This is a genomic window from Tsukamurella soli (assembly GCF_039541155.1).
GTDB lineage: Bacteria > Actinomycetota > Actinomycetes > Mycobacteriales > Mycobacteriaceae > Tsukamurella > Tsukamurella soli.
This window is the reverse complement of record NZ_BAABFR010000033.1, coordinates 24040-50302: the sequence shown is the minus strand read 5'-3', so window position 1 is coordinate 50302 and position 26263 is coordinate 24040. Positions and strand designations below refer to the sequence as shown.

The window sequence follows — 26263 nt, the reverse complement described above, 5'->3', positions numbered from 1 at the left end:
CTTCTCGCGACGTTGCGCGCCAAGGCGGACCGGTCCCGCGCCGAGCGCACGCGGCTGGCCCGCGACGAGGCGCTCGACGAGCAGCTCATCGCCCTGGCGCGGCGCCGCGACCCGGTGACCGGCGCCCCGCTTCCGGTGCAGCTCTTCGAGTTCGACCCGGCGGCGTACGGCGGTGACGGTGTCGCGGTGGTGTCCGTCGGCGACCTCGATACCGCCGATAACGTCGGGGTGATCGTGCCCGGCATGGGGACCACCGTGTCATCGATCGCCACCCTCGGCCCGAGTGCCGCACGGCTGTACTCGGCCGCGCGGACCAGCGCGCCCGCCGAGACCGACGCGACCGTGGTCTGGATCGGCTACGACGCGCCGTCCGGGCCACGGGCGCTGGCGCAGGTGGTCACCTCCGAGCGCGCGCGCCGGGGCGGCGACGAACTGCGCGCGGACCTGCGCGACATCGCCGCGATGCGCGGTGCCCGAGATCCGCACCTCGTGGTGTTCGCACACAGCTACGGCTCCACGACGATGGGGTATGCGGGGGCGGGCGGGGCGCTGGCGCCCGTCGTCGACTCGGTGGTGCTGCTCGGCTCGCCCGGTGCCGGGCCGGTCCGCACCGCGGGGGAGTTCGGCGCCCGCGACGGCGTGTACGTGGCCGCCACCCACGACGACCCGATCACGTGGCTCGGCGGCTACCCGGTCGGCCTGGGCGCGGACCCGGCCGCCGCGACGTTCGGCGCGATCCGACTCGCCGCGGAATCGACTGCGCCACTGGGTACCACGCACTCGAGGTACTTCGACGAGGGCAGCGAGGCGCTGGCGAACTTCGCTCGGGTCTTGACCGGCGAGCCCGGGGCGGTGACGGTGCCGGGTCGTGCCACCGTCGACCTCCCCGGGCCGATCGACGTGCGTCGGGAGCCGGTCGGTGGACGGTGAATGCTCCGGCGGAGCCGGGCATCAGCAGGAGGCGGCCGAGACGCGTCGTCGCCCGACCCGGCCACGGCGCGTCGAGATGTGATCCGGCCTGTGGACAACTCCCGATCTGTGGATAACTCCACTCGGGCGTCTCCGTCGGTTCGGCGCACGGGTTACGTTGGGCGACATGGGAGATCGCACCGATGCTGCCGACCGCCTGGACCTGGCGGAATTGGCCCGCAGCTGGGACGCTGCGGCCGAGGAGATCGACGCGGCCGTCGTGTCATCGGACCTGCCGGCGGACTTCGCGCAGCGGGCTCGCGGATGTCTCGACGGACATGCGCGTGCCGCTCGCGCCGCGGCGGAGGCGCTGCGGCGGTACTCGGATGCGCTCGGCGCGGCGGACGTGCTGCCGTGGTCGTCGTGATCCGTGGGCGTGCAGCGATTGGCGCGATGTCCGGAGCGGCGGCTAATTGAGGGAAGTTCAACAGGGCATTTACGGGTCGACTACCAGCGGGTAGTTTGAGGGTCATGTCTTCGATCTTCATCTCCGGCGGCGCTGCCGGGATCGGGCGGGCGACCGCTCTGCGTTTCCTGTCCGAGGGGTGGACCGTGGGGGTGTACGACGTCGACGACACGGCGCTCGCCACCCTGAAATCCGATCATCCCGACATCGTCACCGGACACCTGGACGTCCGGGACCCGGAGTCGTGGGACGCGGCACTCGCCGACTTCACCTCGCACACCGGCGGCACCCTCGACGTGCTCGACAACAACGCGGGAGTCCTCGTCGCCGGCGACCTGGCCGACCTGACCCCGCAGCAGGTGAAGTTCCAGATCGACGTCAACACGCTCGGCGTGACCTACGGCGCGCAGGCGGGCTACAAATACCTCAAGGCCACCGAGAAGGCGCACCTGGTCAACCTGTGCTCGGCGTCCGCGATCTACGGCCAGCCCGGAATCGCGACGTACAGCGCGACCAAGTTCTACGTCTCGGGTCTCACCGAGGCACTCGAGCTGGAGTGGGAGGACGACGACATCCGCGTCGTCGCCATCTGGCCGCTGTGGACCAAGACCGCGCTCGCCGACAACGACGCCAAGAGCACCCAGAAGATGGGCGTGAACATCACGCCCGAACAGGTCGCCGACAAGATCTGGGAGGCCGTGCACCCCGGCCTGATGATCGTACCGAGGATGCACTATTCCGTCGGAAGAAGCACCACGGTGCTGGCCAATTCCAGTAAGTTCGCACCCCGAGCGCTGGTGCGTTCGCTCAACAAGCTTCTCACGCAGTAGCCGACCCGACCAGGAGAGAATCAAGTTGTTCCAGAGCACCATGCAGGACGGCGAGCTGTCGATCGCCGCCCTGGTCGAATACAGCCGTAAAGTGTTCCCGGAAGCCAGGATCCGTACCTGGACCGGCACCGAACTGCGTGATATCTCCTTCTCCGAGGTCGGCGACAAGGCGGCGCAGCTCGCCCACGCGCTCACCGAGCTCGGCGTCGGCCGCACCGACCGCGTCGCCACCTTCATGTGGAACAACAACGAGCACCAGGTCGCGTACGCCGGCGTGCCCGCGATGGGCGCCGTGCTGCACACGCTCAACCTGCGGCTCTCACCCGAGCAGGCCGTGTTCATCATCGACCAGGCCGACGACAAGGTGATCATCGTCGACGCGTCGGTCGCGCCGCTGCTCGCGCGCTACCTGCCCAGCACGCCCAACGTGCAGCACGTCATCGTCGCCAACGGTCCGAAGGAGGCGCTCGACGCGCCCGAGGGCATCACGGTGCACTCGTTCGACGAGCTGATCGCCGGCCGCCCCACCACCTTCGAGTGGCCGGAGATCGCCGAGCGCGATCCCGCGGTCCTGTGTTACACGTCGGGTACCACCGGCGACCCCAAGGGGGTCGTCTTCAGCCACCGCAGCATCTGGCTGCACTCGATGCAGGTCAACTCGACTTCCGGTATGGGGCTGGGGAACTCGGACTCCGTGCTGGCTATCGTGCCGATGTTCCACGTGATGTCGTGGGGCCTTCCGTTCGCTGCGATGATGGCCGGCATCACCCTGATCATGCCGGACCGCTTCCTGCAGCCGGAGCCGCTGCTGGCGGCCATGGCCGCGGCGAAGCCGACGTTCGCCGCCGCGGTCCCCACCATCTGGCAGGGTGTCGCGGCCCGCCTCGACGCTGCACCGCAGGACATCTCGCATCTGCGCGAGGTCGTGGTCGGCGGCGCCGCGGTGCCGCCCGCGATGATCCGCACGTTCGACGGCTACGGCGTCCCGATCACGCACGCATGGGGCATGACGGAGACCTCGCCGCTCGGCTCGGTGTCCCGCCCACCGTTCGGCGTGGAGGACGAGGACAAGGCGTTCGCGTACCGGGTCACTCAAGGCAGGTTCCCCGCGTCGGTACAGGCGCGCCTGATCTCCGACGACGGGACCGAGCAGCCGTGGGACGGCGAGTCCAGCGGCGAGCTGGAGGTCCGCGGCCCGTGGATCACCGGCGCCTATTACTCCCCCGACGGGAACGTCAGCGATGCGTCGAAGTTCCACGACGGCTGGCTGCGCACCGGCGACGTAGCGACCATCAGCCCGGACGGCTTCATGACGATCGTGGACCGCACCAAGGACATGATCAAGACCGGCGGCGAGTGGATCAGCTCGGTCGAACTCGAGAACACAGTGATGAGCAACCCGACCATCGCCGAGGCCGCCGTGGTGGGTGTGCCCGATGAGAAGTGGGACGAGCGCCCGTTCGTGCTTGCCGTGGTCAAGGACTCCGCGGACGCCGACGTCGCGAAGCAGCGCGCCTACCTCGAGGAGCGGGTGCCGCGGTGGCAGGTGCCGGAGCGGTGGGCCTTCGTCACCGAGGTGCCCAAGACCTCCGTCGGCAAGTTCGACAAGAAGCTCGTCCGCGCGCAGTACGCCGACGGTGCCTACCAGGTGGTCGACTCCCGCGACGCGAAGTGACGCAGTAGGGCCGACCGAGGGGTGGTCGGCCCTACTGCGCGTCGTGGAAGAGCACGGCCGCATACAGGCTGGTGCGGGACTCGGCGTCGTCGAGGTCGGCGCCGAGCACCCGCTGCAACTCGGCCAGGCGCGCGTACAGGGTCGGCCGGGACAGGTGCCGCCGGGCGGCCAGCGCCGTCTTCTGCCCGCCCTCCTCGAGATACGCCCGCAGCAGCGCGAGCAGTTCGTCCCGCCGCGGCGAGGTGAGCAGGCCGCGCAGTTCGGCCTGTGCGAACGCGGCGACGCGCCGGTCGTCGCGCAGCAGTGCCGCGAGCCCGCGGAGGCGGGTGTCCGCGGCGTGGAACACGGTGCGCGTCGGCGACAGTGCCAGCGCCACCTGGGCGACGTGAGCGGCCTCGTCCAGGCCCGTTGCGGCGTCGATCAGCCGCCCGGCGACGGGGCCGGCACCGAGCACCGTTCGACGCACGCCCCGTACCCGCCCCGCCTCGGCCGCGATCCGCCGCCCTGCCGCATCCAGGTCTGCGTCGTCGAAACCGCTGGGGCACGCGAGGATCAGGTCTATTCGTCCTGACCCCGCCGTGGTCAACGCGGACAGGCCCGCGCCGCCCAGCGCGTGCCGGACCGCGTCGTGCACTTGCGTCTGGCGGCGCTGCGCCGTCACCTCGTCGGTGCCCGGAACGCGGTCCGAGACGACGGTGAGCGGCTGGTACCGCAGCGCCGTCGGCACCCCCAGGGCACGGGCGCGCGCGGCCGCGCTCGGCTCGTCGGGGACCCGCCCGGTGCGGAGGTCGTCGATCAGGCCCGTCTGCGCCTGCTGCTCCAGGGCGCTGTGGTCGCGTTCCACCATCTCGCGCAGCGCGAGCGCCTGCGCCGCGCGCTCGAGCACCGTCGCCGTCCGGACGTCGCCCCGGTCTGCGAGTGGCGCCACGAGGCGCGCGAACGTCTGCCTGTCCACGCCGACGGGGCTACCGATCCCGGCATCCCGCCGCTCCCACCCGCGCAGCAGCTCCGCCGGGGGACGGCCGTGCGCGGCGACCGCGATCACGCGGTGCGCTGTGTCCTCGAGCAGCACCGGAGTCCCGAGCAGGTCGGCGGCGGCGGTGACGATGTCGTCAGGACCCGCTCGGCGCATCGACAACGCCGTGAACACCTCGTGGGTGTGCCGCGCGAACTCGACCTCGGCGTACTGACCTGCGACGATCTCGCGATGCACCCGCTCGGTGACGTCGACGAAGCGGATGGTGCGGTGGAGCGCCACGAGGGGCAGCCCGGCCGCGCGGGCGGCGGAGACGGCACCGTCGGGCACCGTCGGCAGCCGGGCGCCGAGCTCGACGAACACGCCGACCGCCCCCGCCCCGGCGAGCCCTTCGACGTACCCGACCGGGTCCTCGCCGAGGCTGCGGCCGGTGGTGAGGATGAGCTCGCCGCCGGTGAGCAGGTCCTTCATCTCCGGAACGTCGCCGACGTGCACCCAGCGGACGGCAGCGTCGAGGGGCGCGTCGGTGAGTCGCTCCGGCTGCCCGACGGCCACTTCGGGCAGCGCGAGCACATGCGCGACGGTGAGGTCCACGTGACAGAGTGTAAAGGTACGGCCCTGATCTGTTACAGATCGTCGGGACGGATTCGGCGGATCCGATGCGATCGTCGAATGCATGACCGCAACCGAGATCCAGGTCCAGACCATCGCTCACTGGTCGGCCGGCGCCGACTTCGCCGGGACCTCCGGCGAGACCGCCCCGATCACCAACCCCGCCACCGGCGCCGTCACGGGCCGCGTCGCGCTCGCCGGCGTCGAGGACACCCGCGCCGTCATCGCCTCCGCCACGGCCGCGTTCCCGGCCTGGCGCGACACGTCGCTGGCCAAGCGCACCACCATCCTGTTCGCCTTCCGCGAGCTGCTCAACGCCCGCAAGGGGGAGCTGGCCGCGATCATCACCGCCGAGCACGGCAAGGTGGCATCGGACGCCCTCGCCGAGGTGTCCCGCGGCCAGGAGGTCGTCGAGTTCGCCTGCGGCATCAACCATCTGCTCAAGGGCGGCATGACCGAGAACGCCTCGACCAGGGTCGACGTGTCGTCCATCCGCCAGGCCCTCGGCCCGGTCGCGATCATCTCGCCGTTCAATTTCCCCGCGATGGTGCCGATGTGGTTCTTCCCCATCGCGATCGCGGCCGGCAACACCGTGGTCGTGAAGCCGTCCGAGAAGGACCCGTCGGCGACCCTGTGGATCGCGCGCCTGTGGGCCGAGGCCGGCCTGCCCGCAGGCGTCTTCAACGTGGTGAACGGTGACAAGACCGCCGTCGACGAGCTGCTGGTCAACCCCGCCATCAAGGCCGTGTCCTTCGTCGGCTCGACGCCGATCGCCAAGTACGTCTACGAGACGGGCACCGCCCACGGCAAGCGCGTCCAGGCTCTCGGCGGCGCCAAGAACCACGCCGTCATCCTGCCCGACGCCGACCTCGACCTCGCCGCGGACTCACTGGTCAACGCGGGATTCGGTGCCGCCGGCGAGCGCTGCATGGCGCTGTCGGTCGCGGTCGCTGTCGGCGACATCGCCGACGAGCTGGTCGGCAAGGTCGCCGAGCGCGCCCGCTCGCTGCGGACCGGCGACGGTGCCGGCGCGGTGGACATGGGCCCGCTGATCACGCGCGCCCACGCGGACCGCGTGTGCTCGTACATCGACGCCGGTGAGGAGGCGGGCGCCACCGTCGTCGTCGACGGCCGCACCGTGACCCCGCAGGGCCGGAGTGCCGACGCCGTCGCCGACGGTTTCTTCGTGGGCCCCACGGTGCTCGACAACGTGACCGACGAGATGAGCGTGTACACCGACGAGATCTTCGGTCCGGTGCTGTCGGTCGTGCGTGTCCCGTCCTACGACGCCGCGCTGGCGCTGATCAACGCCAACCCGTACGGCAACGGCACCGCCATCTTCACCGCCGACGGTGGCGCCGCCCGCCGGTTCCAGAACGAGGTCGAGGTGGGCATGGTCGGCATCAACGTCCCGATCCCCGTGCCCACGGCATATTTCAGCTTCGGCGGATGGAAGTCGTCGCTGTTCGGCGACACCCACGCACACGGCACCGAGGGCGTGCACTTCTTCACCCGCGGCAAGGTCATCACCACGAGGTGGCAGGACCCCGGTCAGCGCGGCATCGACCTCGGTTTCCCGCAGAACGACTGAGACCCGCTGCAGCACAAGGAGGAACGAACATGACCACACTTCCCGACGGGCGTGACCTCGACACCGCCGTCGCCGCCGGCAAGCGCGCCTACGCGCTCGACCGCGAACACGTCTTCCACTCCTGGTCGGCTCAGGCGACGCTGAACCCGATGACGATCCTCGCGGCGCAGGGCTCGTACTTCTGGGACGGCGAGGGGAACCGGATCCTGGACTTCTCGTCCCAGCTGGTCAACACCAACATCGGCCACCAGCACCCGAAGGTGACCGCCGCGATCGCCGAGCAGGCGGCTCGGCTGGCCACCATTGCGCCGCAGCACGTGAACGAGAGCCGTTCCGAGGCGGCACGTCTCATCGCCGAGCGCACGCCGGGCGATCTGAACAAGATCTTCTTCACCAACGGTGGCGCCGACGCGGTGGAGCACGCCGTGCGGATGGCGCGGCTGCACACCGGCCGCGTGAAGGTCTTGACCCGCTACCGCTCGTACCACGGCGGCACCGAGCAGGCGATCAACCTCACAGGCGATCACCGACGGTGGCCGAACGACCGCGGCGCCGCCGGCGTCGTTCGGTTCAACGGGCCGTTCCTGTACCGGTCGGCGTTCTACAGTGAGACCGAGGAGCAGGAGTGCGAGCGCGCGCTCGCCGAGCTGCGCCGCGTGATCGAGCTCGAGGGACCGGCGACGGTGGCGGCCGTGCTGCTCGAGTCGATCCCCGGCACTGCGGGGATCATGATCCCGCCGCCCGGCTATCTGGCCGGTGTCCGCGCGCTGTGCGACGAGTTCGGCATCATGATGATCGCCGACGAGGTCATGGCCGGCTTCGGTCGCGCCGGTAGGTGGTTCGCGATCGAGCACGGCGACACCGAGGCCGGCCCCGTGGTGCCCGACCTGATGACGTTCGCCAAGGGCGTCAACTCGGGTTACGTGCCGCTGGGCGGCGTCGCCATCTCCCCGGCGATCGTCGAGACCTTCGGGCAGCGTGCCTACCCGGGCGGTCTCACCTACTCGGGCCACCCGCTGGCCACCGCGTCGGCCGTCGCCGCGATCACCGCGATGGCGGACGAGCAGATCATCGAGAACGCCGCGGCTATCGGCGAGGACGTGCTCGGTCCCGGTCTGCGGGAGATCGCCGAGCGACACCCGTCCGTGGGTGAGGTGCGCGGTGTCGGCGTCTTCTGGGCGCTGGAACTGGTCCGCGACCGCGCGACCCGCGAGCCGCTGGCCCCCTACGGTGGTTCCAGCCCCGCCATGAACGAGACCGTGGCCGCCTGCCGCAAGGGCGGCATGCTGCCGATCGCCACCTACAACCGGCTGCACATCGTGCCGCCGTGCACGGTGACGGCCGACGAGGCGCGAGAGGGTCTCGCCATCCTCGACGCGGCGCTGACGGTGGCCGACGCACACACCGTCTGACCCGAATACTCTCCGGCGAGGCTGGATCGGCTGGGCCCGAACAACGACGCCGCCCGGGGACACGATCCCCGGGCGGCGTCGGGCTGCAGACACGTTATCTGATAGCTTATACGTTCTATATTGGTGGTATTAGTTCGATATATGGTGTAGTGTGGGTCACATGGCGATGAGGGGGTGGGATAGGTGAATACAGATAATCGCGACGGTGCAAGCGGATTCGACTACCTCGCGGCGCTCGCGATGTTCGAACAGGCCACCTCCACTCTTGCTGCCGCGGACCCCGATCTGCTGACACCACGTGAGTCGCTGGACGCCATGGTGCGTCTCGAGCGGTGCGTGCGGCGGTTGTCGCCCGTCACCACCGCCATCGCGGCGACCGCGGATCGGCTCGGCGTGCCGGGTGAGTTGGGGCACCGGAACCTGCGGCAGCTGCTCGTCGCCGCGCTGCGGCTGTCCGGGGGCGAGGCCGCGGCGCGGGTGAAGGCGGTGCGGTGGCGGGTGGCGGAGACGCTGCCTACCGGTGACGTGGTGGCGCCGCGCCGCCCGCATCTGGCCGAGGCGCAGGCGGACGGGGCGATCTCCGATACGCATGTAGCGGCCGTGGAGCACGCATTGGAACGCTGCCGGAAGCGGTTGACGGGCGACGAGTCGGAACAGCTCGAAGACATCCTGACCACGCTGGCGCGAGAGTCCACGCCGGAGGCGGTGCGCAAGGCCGCGAAGCACGCGGCGGATCTGGTGGACCCCGACGGTGCCGAACCGGACGAGCAGGATGCGCGCCGCGCGCGTTCGATGGATGTGCGGCCGCAGGACGACGATGGACTCACCGACATCGACGGCACCCTGGATAGCGCGACCCGGGCACTGTTGGATGCGGTGCTCGCGAAGTGGGGGCGCCCCGGCGTCTGCAACCCTGCCGACCCGGAGTCCGTGGAGGATGCTGCGACCGCAGACGAGAAGGAACTGGCGGCCGCTGTGAAGCGAGACGAGCGGACGGCGACGCAGCGGAGGCACGACGCGCTCAGCCACGCCCTGCAGGTGGCTTTGGGGTCCGCGGGCTCGCATCGGGGTGTGCCGGCGGTGGTGGTGGCGACGATGACCATCGACCAGCTGACGAACCTGGCGGGCACGGCGACGACCGCCACCGGTGGGACCTTGCCGGTTGCTGACGCCTTGCGGTTGGCGGGTGGGCACCCGCGCTACCTGGTGCTCACCGATTTCGCGGGCCGGCCGTTGTGGCTGGGCCGCAGCCGGCGGTTGGCGTCGGTGGATCAACGAATCGCGCTGTATGCGACCGAGAAGGGCTGCACTGCACCGGGATGCGACGCACCACCGGCATTCTGCGCCGTGCACCACATGCACGAGTACGGGGCCGGTGGCGCCACCGACATCGGCAACCTGACTCTGGTGTGCGATGTGCACCATGCCACCGTCACCCCCACGGGAAACCGGACCGCACCGGTCGTCGACGGCCCGTACGCCGGGCGTACAGGGTGGAGTCATCCTCGGATCGACGACGGTGCGGTGCGGGTCAACCACACCCACGACTGCGCCGAGCTGTACCGGCAGGCCCTCGAACGCTGGGAGGCGACCCGAGGGTCGTGGCTGCGTTCGTATGCGGAGCGGGACATGGCTCGGCAGGAGCAGGCGGCCTACCGCGACCAGGTCGGGACGATCCACGACGACATCGGCGGAATCCTCGACGGCGACGCCGGGGCGCAGATCCTCGAACAGATGCTCGCCGACCACGACGCCGCCGCGCCCTGGGATACCCCTGCCTCCGGTGCCTCCGGTGCCTCCCCTGCCTCCGGTGCGCTCGAGCCGTGTCGTGCCGTGCCCTTGCTGCGCGAGAACCACAGTGCGCCGGTCTCGCTGGTGAAGCATGCGGTCCGGCGGCGGTACGCCCACGATCGGACGACGGAACCCGCCGCGCAGCCGCCGGGTGATCCGTAGACCGCGGGATCGCAACGCCGGACCGGAATCCCGTTCCGTGGAGGACAGCGGGGCGACCGCATCAGCGCCGCCTGTTCGACGCGGCTTGTTCGACGCCGCCTGTTCGACGTGCGGCCTACTTGCCGTGCGCGGGTGGCACGCACACCGCGCCTTCGCTGAAGCCCGCCGAGCCGACCCCGAAGGCGGCGTTGAAGCGGTCCAGGTTCACCATCGTCAGGAATGCGGTCATCTCGACGATCTGCTTGTCGCTGAAGTGTTCCCGGACCCGTGCGAACAGCTCGTCGGTGACCTCTACCGGGGTGCGCATCACCGCCACGGTGTAGTCGAGCGCCGCCTTCTCCCGCTCCGTGAACAGCTCGCTGGTCCGGTAGTGCGGCAGCGCGAGCAACTCGTCGTCCGTGAACCCGGAGTTGCGGCATATCTGCGACCCGAGGTCCATGCAGAACTCGCACCCGATCATCGACGCGCCCTCGAGCTCGATCAGGTTCTTGACCCGGTCCTCGACACCGTGCAGCTTGCGGACGCCGCCCTGGAACCTGCCCATCGCCATCATCAGCTTCGGCTGCAGGGCCCAGATCTCGATCGGCTCGATCCCGCTGCCGTGCGCTGCCGCCCGGCCCGTCATCGTGCGCATGCCCTTTCGTGTGAACGCATAGACGATGCGGATGATCGGGCCCGCCTGGTCACTGGTCACACCGTGGATTCGTGTCATCATCGGCTCCTTGTCGTGTCGATCGCCGTTGTGTCGATCGCCGTTGTGTCGATCGCCGTCACATCGGTCGCTGTCCGGGGGTCGACCGATATGACCCGTGAGACGACGCCGATGTGACAGGAGACGGATATGGACACCGACGAGCTGGCCGCCCACTTCGATCGGGAACGGCTACGGCTGCGGTCGGTCGCGTACCGCATCGTCGGCTCGCTCGCCGACGCCGACGATGCGGTCCAGGAGACCTGGATACGGCTGCAGCGTGCGGACACCGACGAGATCGACAACCTCGACGGTTGGCTGCACACGGTCACGGCACGGATCTGCCTCAACATCCTGAGGTCCCGCCGGACCCGCGCCGAGGAGCCGCTCGACCTGCGCCCCGAGCCCATCGTGGCCACCGACCCGCACGCCGATCCCGAGGCGGAGGTACTGCTGGCCGACGCCGTCGGGATGGCGCTGCAGGTCGTGCTCGACAGCCTGCCGCCCGCCGACCGCGTCGCGTTCGTGCTGCACGACATGTTCGGCGTGCCGTTCGGCGACATCGCAGACCTACTCGACCGCACCCCGGACGCGACTCGACAGCTCGCCAGTCGCGCGCGGCGACGGGTGGGCACCGGCGCGCCGACCCCCGACCCGGACCTCGCCGCCCAACGTGCGGTGGTCGATGCGTACTTCGCCGCGGCACGCGACGGCGATCTCGACGCGCTGGTCGCGGTCCTCGACCCGGACGTGGTGCTCCGCGCGCACGGTCGCCGGGAGACGCTCGAATTGCGGGGAGCACAGAAGGTCGCGCGCGGCGCGATGCTCGCCCGCGCCTACGCGCCGTTCGTCCGCCCGGCGCTGGTCAACGGCGCGGCCGGCGCGATCGCGTTCGACGACGGCGCGCCGTTCGCGATCCTCGCCTTCACCGTGGTCGGCGGCCGCGCCGTAGGTATCGACATCTTCAACGATCGCGAGTTGGTGCCGCGGCTCGTCCGGTGATCGGACCGAGACCGCCGGCGCCCCGATCCCGCAGTGCGAGTGCGGGATCGGGGCTCACTCGGCCGGGTCAGGCGGGCGGGGCGGTCAACTGGGGGAGAGGGTCAGGCGGGGGAGAGGGGCAGGCGGGCCGGGCCGTCCGGCGGGGGAGAGGGTCAAGCGGGGATGAGGGTCAAGCGGGCGAGGGGACCTCGGCGGTGTCGGGGGCGACGTCGTCGTCCCGCTCGCTCCAGGCCCAGCCGCGCTTGTCCTGGACCACCCGGCGGTAGGCGTACAGACCGATGGAGATGGACAGGACCACGATGCCGATCAGCAGTTCCTTGGTGGTGCCGAAGCCGGTGATCGAGGCGCTCGCGGCGCCGACGATCAGCATCACGGCGTCGATCAGTGCGAGCGCGCCGGCCACATATACCCACCGCTTGGCCAGACGGATCGGCCGCGGGGCGTCGGGCTGCTCGTGCCGCAGCCGCAGGAAGCCGGTCAGCGAGAGGATGTGGCACAGCAGGTAGCCGACGATGCCGGCCACGATCACGCCCGTCGAGTCACCGACGAACAGGATGAGGATCACGTTCACCACGAGGTCGAGCGACATCGCGCGACCGGGCATGCCGAACTTGTTGAGCTGGCCGAGCTGCCTGACCGTGAGGCCCGACTCGGCGGAGCCGTGCAGCACACGGCCACCGTCGGCGGTGGTCATCACCATGAGCAGCACCAGGCCGGCGATCAGGCAGAGCGTCATGATCACGTCGCCACCGGGGATGAGGCGCTTGAACAGGTCGAGGTAGAAGGTGACCGGGTCGGCTGCGGCGTCGGCCTGCTTGGACATCCCGCCGATCCCGAGCGGGACCAGGATGTACACGGCGATCACGAAGAAGCCGGCGAGGCGCAGCGCGACCTTGGTGTCGAAGATCGTCTTCTTGAACTCGGGCACGAACGACGCGACGGCCTCGACGCCGTACACCGACCAGGCGAGCACGAACATCCAGGCGAGCGCGGTCCGCCAGCCCGCGGCGCCGCTCGCGCCGAGGGTCCAGTGCAGGTTGTGCACCGACCACTGGTCGGAGAACAGCGGCACGAAGGCGAAGACGAGGATCGGGACCATGACCACGATGCCGGTGACGTACATGATCCACATGGCGGGTCGCATGCCGAGTACGTTCAGACCCCAGCCGGCCACGAGTACGCCCAGTGCGACCACGTGCGGGAAGCCGATGGTGGCGAGGCCGGTCGAGAACGTCCAGGTCTGGTGCGGGAACCACTCGGACTGGACGAGCTTGCCGATCTGCAGTCCGTAGATCGCGAGCGAGCTCGACCACGAGAACCAGTAGCCGTAGGTGGCGAGTGGCCCGACCAGTGAGGTGCGCGTCTTCCAGCCCTGGTGGGCGTACATGGAGATGCCGCCCACCTTGTCGGGGAACATGCTGGCCATCTCCGAGTACACGAAGTTCTGCAGGCAGGCCATGACGGCGACCAGTCCGAGCAGCAGGATGGTGGGCCAGGCGCCGATCAGGCCCAGGGCCGATCCGGCGCACACGAACAGCGCGGCCGGGATGGACAGGCTGATGGTGAAGCCGTCCCACCAGCGCAGGTTCTTCTCATACGCGTGGGTGGGTACGGCGGTGTCGTGAGTACTCACGAGGGACTCCAGGTGTGTTGAAGTGAGGTGAAGTGTAGTCGTGCGGGATCGGGACGCCGGGCGACGACGGTGCCTGGCGGGAGACATCCGACGGTGCCGGGCCGCGGCTGCGCATCGGGTGTGATGTAGCACGCTATCACCGCGCATAGCAGTTGTGAAGCTATATGAGATGACGCAATAGCTTGTTTACAAGGCGGTCACGCAACGCATTGCGTCATCTTGACCGAGGGGAGTGTGCGATTGCGTTGCTCGAACTCGCTAGAGTCGGCCCATGACGTCGCAGAACTCCGACCCGCTCGACGATCTCGACCGCTCGATCCTGCGTGAGCTCGAGTCCGACGGTCGCCGCGCATTCCGGCAGATCGCACGCAATGTGCGCTCGTCGGAGGCCACCGTGCGTGCGCGGGTCAAGCGCATGCAGGACCTCGACATTCTGCGCATCGTGGCATTCGCGGACCCTGAACGCCTCGGCGATGCGCAGCTCGCCCTCGTGCTGCTGCGCGTCGACCCCAGGCGGCACCGTGATGTCGTGGCGGCCCTCGTCGCGCTGCCGCAGGTCACCTACGTCTCCACGCTCATGGGCCGGGCCGACATCTGCGCGGAGGTGCGCAGCGCCGACAACCACGACCTCTGGGAGTTCCTCAACACGAAGGTGAGCGCGATCGAGGGGGTGCGGGACACCGAGACCATCACGGTGCTGAGCGTGCACAAGCTGCGCTACGACCAGGGGGCGGGCCTCCTCGGCTCGTAGGCCGCCCCGCATCAGGAATCTCGGAATACGGTGCGGTGCCATTCTTTTCGGGCGATTCCGGTGATATCGCTCATCACGTGCTTCGGCACCAGGTACTCCTCGAACGAGTACGCGGACATGTCCTTGCCGAAGCCGGACGCGCGCATGCCGCCGTGCGGCATCTCCGAGACGATCGGGATGTGGTCGTTGATCCACACGCAGCCGGCCGCGATCTCCCGCTGTGCCTGCTGGGCGCGGTAGAGGTCACGCGTCCACGCCGATGCGGCCAGGCCGTACCCGGTGTCGTCGGCGCGCCGGATGCCGTCGTCGTCGCCGTCGAAGCTGCTCACCGTGAGCACCGGCCCGAAGACCTCGTCGCGGTAGATCTCGGCGTCCTCCGCGACGTCCGCCACCAGCGTCGGCGGGTAGAACGCGCCTACGCCGTCGGGCACGACACCCCCGGTGACGATGCGCGCCCCGGCCGCGCGGGCCCGGTCCACCATGCCCGCGACGCGGTCGCGGTGCGCACGCGAGATCAGCGACCCCATGTCGGTGCCCGGGTCGGTCGGGTCGCCGACGACGACCTTGCGATAGAGCTCCGCCACCCCGGCGACGAAGTCGTCGTACAGCGGACGCGCGACGATCGCGCGCGTCGCGGCGGTGCAGTCCTGTCCGCCGTTGATCAGCGACGCGGCCACGGCGCCGTGCACGGCCGCCTCGAGATCGGCGTCGTCGAAGACGAGGAAGGGCGCCTTCCCGCCCAGCTCGAGCTGCACGCGCGTGCCGTGCTCGGCGGCCTGGCGCATCACCGTCCGGCCCACGGACGTGGAACCGGTGAACGTCACGACGTCGGCGTCCGCGTGGCCTGCGATCGCCGCGCCCACCTCGGCTCCGGTCCCCGTGACCACGTTGAACGCGCCGTCGGGCAGTCCGGCCTCGGTGGCGAGACGCGCCAGGTGCACGGTGGTGAGCGGCGTCAGCTCGCTGGGCTTGAGCACCACGGTGCAACCCGCAGCCAGTGCCGGCGCGACCTTCCACACCGCCATCTGCAGCGGGTAGTTCCACGGCGCGATCGAGCCGACCACTCCCGCGGGCGTGCGGCGGATCGAGCTGGTGTGGTCCCCCGAGTACTCGGCCGTCGCCTTGCCCTCGAGGTTCCGCGCCGCACCCGCGAAGAACGCGATGTTGTCCACCGAGCCCGGCACGTCGAACTCCGTCGCAAGCCGGATGGACTTGCCGGTCTGTGCGGTCTCCGTGGCCGCGAGTTGCGCGGCGTCGCGGTCGACCAGGCGGGCCAGCTCGTGCAGGACGGCTGAACGCTCGGCGGGGGTGGCGGTGGACCAGTCGCGGAACGCCGCGCGGGCCGCGCGCATCGCGCAGTCCACATCGGCCGCGGTGGCGAGGTCGACGGTGGCGACGACGGTGTCGGTGGCCGGGTCGACGATGTTGTGCCGTGGCCCGGATCCGACGGTCGCGGCGCCCGCGATCCAGCTCGCCGAGGTGGGGGTCTGAGTGGTGGTCATGAGAACTCCAATCGATGTAATGCGTTGTTAACACGGCATATAGCCACGCATTGCGCAACAAAATCTAGCATTTGTCTTGCGTTTGCGTGGGACATAGGTCACTATCGATAGCACCGGCCCAGCAGCATCCGCCGCCGAGTACTCCCGATTCGAGGACGATAGAAATGACCGCAGTCGCGCCTGAGACGACCCCGCTGCAGCAGCGCGCCGCCCGCCACCTGTGGGGGCACTTCTCCCGCCACGGCGAGGGCATCACGCCGCCCGTGATCACCCGGGGCGAGGGCGCGCGCATCTTCGACGCCGAGGGCCGCAGCTACATCGACGGCCTGGCCGGTCTGTTCGTCGTGCAGGTCGGCCACGGCCGCGCCGAGCTCGCCGAGGCCGCCGCCCGCCAGGCGAGCGAGCTCGCCTTCTTCCCGCTGTGGTCGTACGCCACGCCGCCGGCCATCGAGCTCGCCGAGCGCCTCGCGTCGTACGCCCCGGGCGACCTCAACCGCGTCTTCTTCACCACCGGCGGCGGTGAGGCCGTCGAGTCCGCGTGGAAGCTCGCCAAGCAGTACTTCCGCAAGACCGGCAAGCCGGGCAAGCACAAGGTGCTCTCCCGTTCGGTCGCTTACCACGGCACCACCCAGGGCGCCCTCGCGATCACCGGGATCCCCGCTCTCAAGCAGGATTTCGAGCCGCTGACACCGGGCGGCTTCCGCGTCCCCAACACGAACCAGTATCGCGCGCCGCAGGGCCTCGACACCGACCCCGAAGCCTTCGGGATCTGGGCCGCCGACCGCATCGCCGAGGCCATCGAGTTCGAGGGCCCGGACACCGTCGCCGCCGTCTTCCTCGAGCCCGTCCAGAACTCCGGCGGTTGCTTCCCGCCGCCGCCCGGCTACTTCCAGCGGGTCCGCGAGATCTGCGACCGCTATGACGTCCTGCTCGTCTCCGACGAGGTGATCTGTGCATTCGGGCGCATCGGATCGATGTTCGCGTGCAACGACTTCGGCTACGAGCCCGACATCATCACGTGCGCCAAGGGCCTCACCTCCGGCTACTCGCCGCTCGGCGCGATGATCGCCCACGACCGGCTGTTCGAGCCCTTCGCCGACGGCAGCACGGTGTTCTCGCACGGCTATACGTTCGGCGGGCACCCCGTCTCCGCGGCGGTCGCGATGGCCAACCTCGACATCTTCGAGCGCGAGGGTCTCAACGACCACGTCGCGCGGAACGCCCCGGCGTTCAAGGCCACTCTCGAGAAGCTGACGGACCTGCCGATCGTGGGCGACGTCCGCGGCGCCGGCTACTTCTACGGCATCGAGCTGGTCAAGGACAAGAGCACCAAGGAGAGCTTCACCGACGCCGAGTCCGAGCGCATCCTGCGGGGCTTCCTCTCGACCGCCCTGTTCGACAACGGCCTGTACTGCCGCGCCGACGACCGCGGCGACCCGGTCATCCAGCTCGCTCCGCCGCTGATCATCGGCCAGCCCGAGTTCGACGAGATCGAGTCCATCCTGCGCGGCGTGCTCGCGCAGGCCTGGATGCTGCTCTGACGGCGCAGCGGAGAACCGAGGAGAGGAGAGAAGACATGAGCGAGAACGCATTCCCCGGTGGCAAGGCCGTCGCGGTATCCCTGACCTTCGACGTCGACGCCGAGGCCGGCTGGCTGGGCGAGGGCGAGGAGTACGCCCGCCGGCTCACGATCCTGTCCGAGGGCCGGTACGGCGTGATCCGCGGCGTCCCGCGCATCCTGAACCTGTTGGCCCGCTACGACATCCCCGCGACGTTCTTCGTGCCCGGCTATACGGCCGAGCAGCACCCCGGTCTCGTCGAGTCCCTGCTCGAGGCCGGCCACGAGATCGCCCATCACGGCTACCTGCACCTGCGCAGCGACAAGGCGAGTGCCCAGGCGCAGGCCGACGAGATCGTCCGCGGCCTCGAGGTCTTCGAGAAGCTCGGCGTGCCCCGTCCGCGCGGCTACCGCTCCACCTCCTGGGAGCTCACGCCCGAGACCTTCGACCTCCTGCTCGAGCACGGCTTCGCCTACGACTCCAGCTGTATGGGCGACGACCGCCCCTACCTCGAGCAGTGGGACGGCAGGCAGATCCTGGAGATCCCCGTGCACTGGTCGCTCGACGACTGGCCGCGGTTCGGCTGGAACATCGACGGTGGCGGCAACGTCGCCGACCCGGAGGAACTCCGTCGCAGCTGGATCGCCGAGTTCGAGTCCGCCCGCGCCGAGCGCCGCCACACCAGCTTCACCATGCACCCCGAGGTGATCGGCCGGCCCTACCGGCTCGCGCAGCTCGAGGCGGTCATCGAACACGTCGCCGCGGGCGGCGACGTGTGGTGGGCGCGTCTCGACGAGGTCGCCGAGCACGCGGCCCCTCGACTCTCGGTCGCGGCGACGGCGGTGTCCCGGTGAGCGTCCGGCGCTTCCGCTCGACGGTGACCGATCCCCGTGCGCGGGGCGTCGAGTTCGGGACGACGTTCGCGACCGAGGTGGCCGCCTCCGTCGACGCCTACCGCGGCCTGTTCGACGGTGCCGCGCGCGCCGCTGGGCGGATCGGCGCCGGGGAGCACATCGACCTCGCCCACTGGGGCGGGCTCGCGCTCGCGCGGATCGACTCCTTCGCGCCCGAGCTGGGCGCAGAGATCCGTGGGATCGCCGGCGGCGCGGCACTTCCCGTGTATGAGGTCGCCGCGATCAACGCGCGCACGGAGATCCTCGCCGCCTGTGGGGCCGCCGCGCACGAGTGCTCCACCGTCGTGCGCCTGATCGACGGGGCCGCACCCGTCTCGGTGCAGTGCTGGGACTGGTACAGCGAGTTCGCCGACCTGTGGCTGCTGTGGGAGATCCCCCGCTCCGACGGCGGGACGACGGTGACGGTCACCGAGTTCGGCATCGTCGGCAAGGCCGGGGTCAACGGCCGCGGCCTGGGACTGCACTTCAACATCCTCCACCACGAGGCGGACGGGTCGACGGTCGACGGCGGCGTGATGGGCGTGCCCGTGCACGTTCTGGCGCGTGCGGTACTGGACCGCTCGCTCGACCTGAACCAGGCGATGGTCACCATCGCCGCAGCTCCGGTGTCGGCATCCACGTCGCTGACGCTGGTCGCGGCGCAGCGCCGCCCGGACGGCCGGGTCGAGTCGGCCGCCGTCAGCTGCGAGGTGAACCCCGAGAAGATCGGGTACGCCCTGCCCGACCCCGAAGGACTCCTGGTGCACACCAACCACTTCCTGTCCGAGCCCGCCCGGCTGCGGGACACGGAACTGGTCGGCGGCCCCGACACCGTCATCCGCTACGACCAGCTGCGCCGCCGGCTCGTCGGGCGCGACGTGACCGTCGAATCCGCCGTCGCGGCAATGGATTCGCACCTGATGGGTGGCGGCGCCACGTGCTGCCACCCCGACTCGACCCTGCCGCCGCCGGCGCCGGGAGCGGCGCGAGCGGGCGGAGTGCCTCCGGCGCCGGGAGCGGAGCGAGCGGGCCGAGTGCCACCCGCGCAGTTCGCAACCCTCGCGACGATCGCGCTCGACGTGCCGGCAGGCACCGTCCGAGTCCACGCCGGCGGGCCCTGCACGGCCGGCCGCGCATTCACCGCCGAGACCTCCACCGACCAGTACAAGGAATTCGAACATGCTTAAGCTCAAGCGGATCGACAACATGGACATCCTGACGCGCGACGTCGACGCGCTCGTGGAGTTCTACCACGGCGTCCTCGGCCTGCCGTTCCACCTCCCGTACGAGCAGGACGAGGAGTGGGCCGCGATCGACATGGGCAACGTGACCCTGTACATCTTCAAGTCCGAGGTGGGCGAGCACGCTCCGCGCCGCACGGCCGTGAATCCGGAGAACGCGCCCGGCTACGACTCGTTCGCCTTCGAGGTCGACGACCTCGACGAGGCCGAGGCCGCCATCGACGGGAGGGTCGAGTGGGTCGACGAGCGGATCACCTGGGAGCACCCGAACGGCACGTGGTATCGCTACCGCCCGTTCTTCGACCCGGATGGCAACATGCTGTACATCACCGAGCCGCACCAGGTCGCCGCATCGAGCGGGTCCTACTCCACCGCAGACGCTTCCGCTGCCGAGGTGTCCGCGTGACCGCCACCATCCCGGCCGCAGATCTGACCGGCCGGGTAGCGCTCGTCACCGGTGCGGCCCGCGGCATGGGCGAGGCCCACGCCCGGGCCCTCGCCGAGCGCGGCGCCGACGTCCTGATGGCCGACCTCGACGGCGCCGAGCTGGAGGTCTCCGCGAAGCAGATCGCCGCCGATACCGGGCGACGCACCGAGACCGTGGTCCTCGACGTCACCTCGCCCGACGCCGGCGAGAGGGTGCGCTCCGCGATCGAGGCGGCGTTCGGCCGCCTCGACATCGTGGTGCACAACGCCGGCATCATGCACGACTGGAAGACCCTCGCGGAGACACCGGTCGAGAACCTGCAGCCCTACCTCGACGTGAACGTCCTCGGCCCCTATGCGATCACCCGCACACTGATGCCGCTGCTCCAGGCCGGCCCCGCGGGCCGGATAGTGTTCATCAACTCGCAGTGGGGTCAGCTGCCCGACGGCCACTCCTACGGGTACATGGTGGCCAAGGCCGCGCAGCTGGGCATGATGAAGGCCCTTGCGTCCGAGTTCGTCTCGCAGGGCGTCCTGATCAACGCCGTCGCCCCCGGCGCCGTCGCCACCCGCATGGTGCCCGATGAGGTGTACGACATCGAGGTCGCCGCCGTGCCGCTCGGGCGGCTCGGGCAGCCGGGTGAGATCGCCGCCGCGGTCGCCTTCCTCGCCTCCGACGCCGCCGGCTTCCTCGCCGGTCAGACGCTCGCCGTCAACGGCGGCGCGCTCATCCCCTCCGCTTGATCCCCGCTCCACCCCGCCCGGCTCCACCCCGACCCGCCCCACCCTGCCGCTGCATCCGAAGGACCGAAACACCATGACCATCGCCGCCCCGGTCGCCGCTCCGACCAAGCGTGTGCTTGCGGAGCAAGCCATGCGCCACAGCTGGTTCCCCGTCGCCCGCATCGCCGACCTCGACACCCCGCAGCGCGCCACGCTGCTCGGTGAGCAGCTCGTGGTCTACCGCTCCGGCAACGGCGTCGTCGCCGTGCAGTCCCGGCGTTGCCCGCACCGCGGCGCCGACCTCTCGCGCGGCGAGGTGCACGAGGCGTCGATCGGATGCCCGTACCACGGCTGGGAGTTCGGCTCGGCGAACGGTGTCTGCACGCGTGTCCCGTCGCTGCCCGACCAGGCCAAGATCCCGCCGAAGGCGGCGATCAAGCACTACCCGGTCGAGCTGCGCTACGGCCACGTGTGGACCGCGCTCGAGGACCCGATCCGCGACCCGTACGACGTGGACGAGTGGGACGACGTGGAGCTCGAGTGGCTCGCCGCCGACCCCATCGACTCCGCTGTGGGCGTGGGCGTCTCGGTGGAGAACTTCCGCGACGTCGCGCACTTCCCGTTCGTGCACAAGGTCTCGATGGGCCCGACGCCCGAGGTGGTCGAGCCGCTGAACGTGACCCGCGACGGCCTCACCGTGTGGATGGACCGCCCGCTGAACGCAGGGACCGGCGAATGGGCTGAGGACGGCAACTGCATGATGCGCTACCGCTGCGCCGCACCCGGTTTCGCGTCCATCACCTACAACTACGAGAAGCTGGGTAAGCGCGTCGTGGCCGGCTTCCCCTCGCCGGTGGCGTACGACCGGGTCAAGATCTTCTGGGGCGTCGCCAACGAGGTGGGCTTCAAAGGCCAGTCGCTCGAGGAGAACCTGCGCATCGAGGAGATGGTGTACCTCGAGGACATCCCGATCGTCGAGCACCTCGACCCCAAGGAGATCCCCTGGGACGCCGAGATCCAGGAGTACTCCGTGCCCGCCGACCTGTTCACGCTCAACTACCGTCGCGCCTGGGGCGAGTTGATGAATCGGGTGCGGTCCGATGGCTGAGGAATCGGGTGGGCACGCCACCACGCTCGGCGTGCGGGTCGAGGCGGCGCGCCGGGAGGCGGCGGGCGTCACGTCGTACGTCCTGACCGCGCCCGACGGTGCCGAGCTGCCCCGCTGGAGCCCCGGCGCGCACGTCGACGTCCACCTGCCGTCGGGCACCGTCCGGCAGTACTCGCTGTGCGGCGATCCCGCCGACCGGCGCAGCTACCGGATCGCCGTCCTCGAGCAGCCGGCCGGACGCGGCGGCTCCGTCGAGGTGCACCGCGAACTGCGTCCCGGGGCCGCGGTGCAGATCGGGCTGCCGCGCAGCAACTTCGAGCTGGTTCCTGCGCGGCGCTACGTGTTCGTGGCCGGCGGCATCGGCATCACACCCGTGCTGCCGATGATCCGCCAGGTGGCGGCCTCCGGCATCGAGTGGGAACTCGTCTACGGCGCGCGGACCCACGGGCACTTCGCCTTCCTCGGCGAACTCGCGGCACACGGCGACCGGGTGCGGACCGTGCCACAGGACACCGCCGGTGTGATCGACCTCGACAAGCTGGCGCGCGGCGCCGCCGGAGCTGCTGTGTTCTGTTGCGGCCCTGCGCCGTTGATGGACGCCCTGGTCGACGCGATGGCCGCCGCCGGCCACGCCGGGCAGGTGCATCTCGAGCGGTTCGGCCCCGTCGCCACTCCGGTGCGCGACGCGGCGGCCGACGACGCAAGCGGGCCCGAGTTCGTCGTCGAGCTGACGCGCAGCGGCATCACCGTGCCCGTCCCGCGGGACGTGTCGGTGCTGGACGCCGTCCGCGGTGCGGGGGTGGACATCCCTTCGTCCTGCGAGATGGGAATCTGCGGTACCTGCGAGACCACGGTGCTCGAGGGCGAGGTCGACCACCGCGACGACCTGTACACCGAGGCCGAGCGCGCCACCTGTGGCGCGATGCTGGTCTGCGTGTCGCGTGCCTGCGGACGGAAGCTGGTCCTCGACGCGTGACGAGCGCCACCAAGGTAGCGAGTGATCACTCTCCAATCTTCATGCCCGATCATCGCCTACTTGCACTGCTGCGTCGATATGCTGACCCACATGGCCGACGATCGCACCGACGTACGCCGCACGCAGGCGCAGCGGCGCGAGACGATGGTCGCCCTACTGATCGAGGCGACCGTCGACGCGATCGACGAGCTCGGCTACGCGTCGGCGTCGATCCAGCAGGTGGTGACCCGGGCCGGAGTGAGCCAGGGCGCTCTGTTCCGCCACTTCCCGACCCGCCTCGACCTGGTCGCGGCGACTGCTCAGCAGGTCCTCGAGCGACAGGTCGATGCGTTCGAGGAGTCGGCGGGGGCACTGGACGAGCGTGCGGACGCGCGGTCCATCCTCACCGCCGTGCGGGACTTGGCGGGTAGCCGCAATGCGGGGGTCGTCCGTGAGATCGTGATGGCGGCGCGGTCGGACATCCTGTTGCGACAGAAGCTTGCGCCGCATATCGAGGCGCACTACAGGCGACTGGGCGAGATCGCCGACACGTTACCGATGCTCGCCATGCTGCCCTGCCCCACCCGGCGGGCCGTGGTGACCCTGGTGACCGTCGTCTTCGACGGCGAGGCAGTGCGCGACGCGGTACTCCCGGACGCGGAGACCGCGGACGCCGAGTTCGAGATACTGATCATGCTCACGCTCGCGCTGGGCGTCGGCGCCGCGCCCGTCGTCGGCGGGCCGTGAGTCGCTACACGTCGATGGGATGCCGGTTCATGTACTCGACGACGGCGCGGCGAAGGATGTCGCTCGGCGTGGTGCCGGCGTCGTCTGCATATTCGGCGAGCCGGTGATCGATCGCATCCGGGAGCCGTACCGTTCGGGCGGGCGAACGCCCGCGGCCGAGTCTCCGTGTCGTGTCGATACCGCTGGTCATCTCCCAGGCGCTCCTTCGCTGGCCGAGGTCTCCGCAGGAGAGGCGGTCGTGCAGAGTTCATCGATACCGAAGCTCCGACGATATCACATAGAGAGCGACCGCTCACTTCCTCACTCTCTCCTAACCGGTGCCGGTGCCGCGTCGTAGACCAGAGTTCGGGTGGCCGAATATTTTTATACGGCTATGTTGCTGCCGGCCCATCGCCGACCTAGTATTTCTGGATGCGAAGTCGATCCGTTCCGATCACGCGATGAGTGCCCCGCCGAGTGCGCAGCGCGGACGACCGACGGTGCAGGAGGTGGTGTCGCGCGGCCGCAACCGCGCTGCACTGGCGCTGCTGGGCCCGGCCTTCGTCGCCTCGGTCGCCTATGTCGACCCGGGCAATTTCGCCACCAACTTCGCGGGTGGCGCCGAACACGGCTACGAGTTGGTGTGGGTCATCGTGATGGCCAACCTGATGGCGGTGCTCGTGCAGTACCTGACGTCTAAGGCCGGGCTGTCGACCGGTCTGAGCCTGCCCGAGCTCTGCAGACGACGATACGGCCGCCGTGTCAACGCCCTGCTGTGGATTCAGGCCGAGGTCGTCGCGATGGCCACGGATCTGGCCGAATTCGTCGGCGCCGCAGTCGGACTCAACCTGGTGTTCCACATGCCTCTGCTGGTCGCGGGACTGGTCACCGCGGTCGTCGCGTTCGCGATCCTGGCGCTTCAGCAGCGCGGCTACCGGTGGTTCGAGCGCGCCATCGTCGCGTTGCTGGCACTGGTGGGTGCCGGGTTCGTCTACCTGTTCTTCACCGCCGGCACGCAGGACTACGGAAAGCTCGCCGGCGGACTGATCCCGCATATCGGTGGCGGGGACACCCTCAGCCTCACCGTCGGGATCATCGGCGCCACGGTCATGCCGCACGTGGTGTATCTCCATTCCGCTCTCCAGACCGATCGGATCTCTGCCACGAGTGAGCAGGAACGGCGGACGCTGCTGTCCTACAACCGGTGGGATTGCATCATCGGGCTCGGGCTTGCCGGCCTGGTCAATCTGGCCATGTTGTGCATCGCCGCAGCGCTGTTCGACAAGCCGGGACTCACCGATGTCAGCGATCTCGGGCCGGTCCACGACCACCTCGCGACCATGGTCGGCGGCGGAGCCGCGCTTGCGTTCGGGGTCGCCCTGATCGCGTCGGGACTCTCGTCGTCGAGCGTCGGCACGTATGCGGGCCAGGTCGTCATGGCCGGCTTCATGAACTGGCGTATCCCGCTGTTCGCCCGCCGCGCTCTCACCATGCTGCCCGCCCTGGCGATCATCGCGCTGTCGGTCGACGCCACCAAGGCATTGATCTACTCCCAGGTCGTGCTGTCGTTCGGTGTCCCGTTCGCGCTGATTCCGCTGCTGCTGATCACGCGCGACCGCCGCACGATGACCGACATGGTCAATCGTCGCCTCACCACCGCGGCGATGCTCGTGGTGACGGCGATCATCACCGGCTTGAACGTGTACCTGATCTACAGCTCGTTCACCTGGTCGACCTGAGGCCCGAACGAATCGAGGGCGGAACGGCTCGGGGCCCGGCGGCGTCAGGCGCGCGGCGAGCGGCGCGCCGCCGTCAGGTCGATCTGCCTGCGCGTGTTGGCCAGCGCGACCACGGTGGCGGTGCCCACCGGGCCCTCCCGGTCGAACAGCGTGGCCACTCCGGTCGAGACCCCGTCGACGGCGAGGTGGTCGAGGGCTCGGAGGCCGAGCCCGCTTCCGACGGGCAGGCGGGACAGGGCCATCGTCAGGTCGGCGTTGATGAACCCGATGCCTGCCGTGCCGGTGTTGGTGATCAGCGAGGTGTTCTCGGCGACGACCGCGGTTCGGGCGTAGGGGCTGTCCGGCTCGCCGGCGACCAGCGGGGGCAGGAACTGCCAGATCGCCTTCCGGTCCGCGTTGCCCAACGCGGCGAAGTCGTGGGTCCAGGCCGTTCCGTCCCCACCGGGCGTGGGGAAGCTCGGCGGCTGCCACGCGTCGGCGACTGGCGGTGGGGTCGGCAGCGGCTCGGTGGGGGACCAGAGCTCTCCCGGCGGGTCGTCGCCTGTGGTGACGAACACCGCACTCGCCCTGGCCCGGGTGATCCCGTCCTGCACGATGCGGGTGTCCGCCACGACGATCCGCCGCCCCTTGCGCACCACCTCCGACTCCAGCCGGAGCGGCTCCGCCAGCACGGGCATGAACAGGTCCACTGTCGTGCGGGCGGGGATGAAACCCTCGGGCCGATGCCGCTCGAGGTCGCGGGCACATAGACCGCAAACGCCGTGGCCCGCCAGCTGTTTGGGCGACCACAGGCTCACCGCGAACGGGGTGGGCACCAGCAGGTCACCGTCGGTGGTGAAGAACGAGACCGGGTCGGTGCCTGACGCCATGATTCGATCGTCTCATAGTCG

At 69.9% G+C, this 26263-nt stretch carries 24 protein-coding genes; 18 read left to right on the top strand and 6 right to left on the bottom strand.

The genetic code is table 11. The features are described 5' to 3' along the window. The 4 genes from ABD908_RS12320 to ABD908_RS12305 form a co-directional block, all read left to right on the top strand. Positions 1–930 (top strand): alpha/beta hydrolase (locus tag ABD908_RS12320; protein WP_344995852.1); only part of this gene is annotated, 930 nt, incomplete at its 5' end. A gap of 166 nt (positions 931–1096) precedes the next feature. Further along, the gene (locus ABD908_RS12315) at positions 1097–1336 is read left to right on the top strand and encodes a hypothetical protein (RefSeq protein WP_344995849.1); all 240 of its coding nucleotides are present in this window, start codon (positions 1097–1099) and stop codon (positions 1334–1336) included. Between the two features lie 104 nt (positions 1337–1440). After that, positions 1441–2205 carry an SDR family oxidoreductase gene (locus ABD908_RS12310; protein WP_344995846.1) on the top strand — a complete coding sequence of 255 codons (765 nt, stop codon included), beginning with the start codon at positions 1441–1443 and terminating at the stop codon, positions 2203–2205. A gap of 25 nt (positions 2206–2230) precedes the next feature. Beyond that, entirely contained in the window at positions 2231–3880 is a 1650-nt protein-coding gene (locus ABD908_RS12305; protein ID WP_344995843.1) for a long-chain fatty acid--CoA ligase, read from the top strand. Between the two features lie 31 nt (positions 3881–3911). Here the strand turns inward: ABD908_RS12305 and ABD908_RS12300 are convergent, their stop codons facing one another. Then, on the bottom strand, positions 3912–5450 hold the full coding sequence (locus tag ABD908_RS12300; protein WP_344995840.1) for a PucR family transcriptional regulator: 1539 nt from the start codon (positions 5448–5450) through the stop codon (positions 3912–3914). Between the two features lie 82 nt (positions 5451–5532). Between ABD908_RS12300 and ABD908_RS12295 the strand changes: the two genes are divergently transcribed. From ABD908_RS12295 to ABD908_RS12285, 3 genes are all read left to right on the top strand, one after another. After that, positions 5533–7059, top strand: coding sequence for a CoA-acylating methylmalonate-semialdehyde dehydrogenase (locus ABD908_RS12295; protein WP_344995837.1), 1527 nt, complete (start codon positions 5533–5535; stop codon positions 7057–7059). 29 nt (positions 7060–7088) lie between these two features. Next, the gene (locus tag ABD908_RS12290) at positions 7089–8471 is read left to right on the top strand and encodes an aspartate aminotransferase family protein (protein WP_344995834.1); all 1383 of its coding nucleotides are present in this window, start codon (positions 7089–7091) and stop codon (positions 8469–8471) included. Positions 8472–8654: 183 nt separating this feature from the next. After that, positions 8655–10424 (top strand): HNH endonuclease signature motif containing protein, encoded by a 1770-nt coding sequence (locus ABD908_RS12285; protein WP_344995831.1) that lies wholly within the window; start codon positions 8655–8657, stop codon positions 10422–10424. Positions 10425–10539: 115 nt separating this feature from the next. Here ABD908_RS12285 and ABD908_RS12280 read toward each other — a convergent pair whose 3' ends face one another. Then, positions 10540–11136, bottom strand: a complete 597-nt coding sequence (locus ABD908_RS12280) for a carboxymuconolactone decarboxylase family protein (RefSeq protein ID WP_344995828.1) — start codon at positions 11134–11136, stop codon at positions 10540–10542. Between the two features lie 129 nt (positions 11137–11265). On the opposite strand from ABD908_RS12280, the gene ABD908_RS12275 reads away from it, so the two are divergent. After that, positions 11266–12117 (top strand): sigma-70 family RNA polymerase sigma factor, encoded by an 852-nt coding sequence (locus tag ABD908_RS12275; RefSeq protein WP_344995825.1) that lies wholly within the window; start codon positions 11266–11268, stop codon positions 12115–12117. Positions 12118–12286: 169 nt separating this feature from the next. On the opposite strand, the gene ABD908_RS12270 is transcribed toward ABD908_RS12275, so the two are convergent. After that, positions 12287–13750, bottom strand: coding sequence for an APC family permease (locus ABD908_RS12270; protein ID WP_344995822.1), 1464 nt, complete (start codon positions 13748–13750; stop codon positions 12287–12289). Positions 13751–14021: 271 nt separating this feature from the next. Here ABD908_RS12270 and ABD908_RS12265 point away from each other — a divergent pair, with 271 nt between their 5' ends. Next, the gene (locus ABD908_RS12265; RefSeq protein WP_344995819.1) at positions 14022–14501 is read left to right on the top strand and encodes an Lrp/AsnC family transcriptional regulator; all 480 of its coding nucleotides are present in this window, start codon (positions 14022–14024) and stop codon (positions 14499–14501) included. An 11-nt stretch (positions 14502–14512) separates the two neighbouring features. On the opposite strand, the gene ABD908_RS12260 is transcribed toward ABD908_RS12265, so the two are convergent. Continuing rightward, on the bottom strand, positions 14513–16003 hold the full coding sequence (locus tag ABD908_RS12260) for a gamma-aminobutyraldehyde dehydrogenase (RefSeq protein WP_344995816.1): 1491 nt from the start codon (positions 16001–16003) through the stop codon (positions 14513–14515). A gap of 164 nt (positions 16004–16167) precedes the next feature. Here ABD908_RS12260 and ABD908_RS12255 point away from each other — a divergent pair, with 164 nt between their 5' ends. The 8 genes from ABD908_RS12255 to ABD908_RS12220 all read left to right on the top strand — a co-directional run bounded on the left by ABD908_RS12255 (position 16168) and on the right by ABD908_RS12220 (position 23655). Then, positions 16168–17544 carry an aspartate aminotransferase family protein gene (locus ABD908_RS12255; RefSeq protein ID WP_344995813.1) on the top strand — a complete coding sequence of 459 codons (1377 nt, stop codon included), beginning with the start codon at positions 16168–16170 and terminating at the stop codon, positions 17542–17544. 35 nt (positions 17545–17579) lie between these two features. After that, on the top strand, positions 17580–18416 hold the full coding sequence (locus tag ABD908_RS12250) for a polysaccharide deacetylase family protein (RefSeq protein WP_344995810.1): 837 nt from the start codon (positions 17580–17582) through the stop codon (positions 18414–18416). Further along, the gene (locus ABD908_RS12245) at positions 18413–19642 is read left to right on the top strand and encodes a C45 family autoproteolytic acyltransferase/hydrolase (protein WP_344995807.1); all 1230 of its coding nucleotides are present in this window, start codon (positions 18413–18415) and stop codon (positions 19640–19642) included. The genes ABD908_RS12250 and ABD908_RS12245 overlap by 4 nt, the downstream gene beginning before the upstream one ends. Next, positions 19635–20102 carry a VOC family protein gene (locus ABD908_RS12240; RefSeq protein ID WP_344995804.1) on the top strand — a complete coding sequence of 156 codons (468 nt, stop codon included), beginning with the start codon at positions 19635–19637 and terminating at the stop codon, positions 20100–20102. Before ABD908_RS12245 ends, ABD908_RS12240 begins: the two co-directional genes overlap by 8 nt. Beyond that, on the top strand, positions 20099–20866 hold the full coding sequence (locus tag ABD908_RS12235; RefSeq protein ID WP_344995801.1) for an SDR family NAD(P)-dependent oxidoreductase: 768 nt from the start codon (positions 20099–20101) through the stop codon (positions 20864–20866). The genes ABD908_RS12240 and ABD908_RS12235 overlap by 4 nt, the downstream gene beginning before the upstream one ends. A gap of 73 nt (positions 20867–20939) precedes the next feature. After that, positions 20940–21953, top strand: a complete 1014-nt coding sequence (locus ABD908_RS12230) for a Rieske 2Fe-2S domain-containing protein (protein ID WP_344995798.1) — start codon at positions 20940–20942, stop codon at positions 21951–21953. After that, a complete protein-coding gene (locus tag ABD908_RS12225) occupies positions 21946–22929 on the top strand; it encodes a PDR/VanB family oxidoreductase (RefSeq protein WP_344995796.1) in 984 nt (327 codons plus the stop codon). The genes ABD908_RS12230 and ABD908_RS12225 overlap by 8 nt, the downstream gene beginning before the upstream one ends. A 90-nt stretch (positions 22930–23019) precedes the next feature. Further along, positions 23020–23655, top strand: a complete 636-nt coding sequence (locus ABD908_RS12220) for a TetR/AcrR family transcriptional regulator (protein WP_344995793.1) — start codon at positions 23020–23022, stop codon at positions 23653–23655. A gap of 4 nt (positions 23656–23659) precedes the next feature. Here the strand turns inward: ABD908_RS12220 and ABD908_RS12215 are convergent, their stop codons facing one another. Further along, on the bottom strand, positions 23660–23845 hold the full coding sequence (locus tag ABD908_RS12215; protein ID WP_344995790.1) for a CopG family transcriptional regulator: 186 nt from the start codon (positions 23843–23845) through the stop codon (positions 23660–23662). Between the two features lie 289 nt (positions 23846–24134). On the opposite strand from ABD908_RS12215, the gene ABD908_RS12210 reads away from it, so the two are divergent. Next, complete coding sequence (locus tag ABD908_RS12210) at positions 24135–25373, top strand: Nramp family divalent metal transporter (protein ID WP_385924627.1); 1239 nt, start codon at positions 24135–24137, stop codon at positions 25371–25373. A 44-nt stretch (positions 25374–25417) separates the two neighbouring features. On the opposite strand, the gene ABD908_RS12205 is transcribed toward ABD908_RS12210, so the two are convergent. Beyond that, positions 25418–26242: an acyl-CoA thioesterase domain-containing protein gene (locus ABD908_RS12205; RefSeq protein ID WP_344995784.1), complete on the bottom strand. Its 825-nt coding sequence runs from the start codon at positions 26240–26242 to the stop codon at positions 25418–25420. Between the last annotated feature and the right edge of the window lie 21 nt (positions 26243–26263).

Bases quoted from the DNA above. Each gene is read 5' to 3' on its own strand.
- ABD908_RS12315 (WP_344995849.1), top strand. From the start codon at position 1,097: ATGGGAGATCGCACCGATGCTGCCGACCGCCTGGACCTGGCGGAATTG.
- ABD908_RS12310 (WP_344995846.1), top strand. From the start codon at position 1,441: ATGTCTTCGATCTTCATCTCCGGCGGCGCTGCCGGGATCGGGCGGGCG.
- ABD908_RS12295 (WP_344995837.1), top strand. From the start codon at position 5,533: ATGACCGCAACCGAGATCCAGGTCCAGACCATCGCTCACTGGTCGGCC.
- ABD908_RS12290 (WP_344995834.1), top strand. From the start codon at position 7,089: ATGACCACACTTCCCGACGGGCGTGACCTCGACACCGCCGTCGCCGCC.
- ABD908_RS12280 (WP_344995828.1), bottom strand. From the start codon at position 11,136: ATGACACGAATCCACGGTGTGACCAGTGACCAGGCGGGCCCGATCATC.
- ABD908_RS12275 (WP_344995825.1), top strand. From the start codon at position 11,266: ATGGACACCGACGAGCTGGCCGCCCACTTCGATCGGGAACGGCTACGG.
- ABD908_RS12265 (WP_344995819.1), top strand. From the start codon at position 14,022: ATGACGTCGCAGAACTCCGACCCGCTCGACGATCTCGACCGCTCGATC.
- ABD908_RS12260 (WP_344995816.1), bottom strand. From the start codon at position 16,003: ATGACCACCACTCAGACCCCCACCTCGGCGAGCTGGATCGCGGGCGCC.
- ABD908_RS12255 (WP_344995813.1), top strand. From the start codon at position 16,168: ATGACCGCAGTCGCGCCTGAGACGACCCCGCTGCAGCAGCGCGCCGCC.
- ABD908_RS12250 (WP_344995810.1), top strand. From the start codon at position 17,580: ATGAGCGAGAACGCATTCCCCGGTGGCAAGGCCGTCGCGGTATCCCTG.
- ABD908_RS12240 (WP_344995804.1), top strand. From the start codon at position 19,635: ATGCTTAAGCTCAAGCGGATCGACAACATGGACATCCTGACGCGCGAC.
- ABD908_RS12230 (WP_344995798.1), top strand. From the start codon at position 20,940: ATGACCATCGCCGCCCCGGTCGCCGCTCCGACCAAGCGTGTGCTTGCG.
- ABD908_RS12225 (WP_344995796.1), top strand. From the start codon at position 21,946: ATGGCTGAGGAATCGGGTGGGCACGCCACCACGCTCGGCGTGCGGGTC.
- ABD908_RS12220 (WP_344995793.1), top strand. From the start codon at position 23,020: ATGGCCGACGATCGCACCGACGTACGCCGCACGCAGGCGCAGCGGCGC.
- ABD908_RS12215 (WP_344995790.1), bottom strand. From the start codon at position 23,845: ATGACCAGCGGTATCGACACGACACGGAGACTCGGCCGCGGGCGTTCG.
- ABD908_RS12205 (WP_344995784.1), bottom strand. From the start codon at position 26,242: ATGGCGTCAGGCACCGACCCGGTCTCGTTCTTCACCACCGACGGTGAC.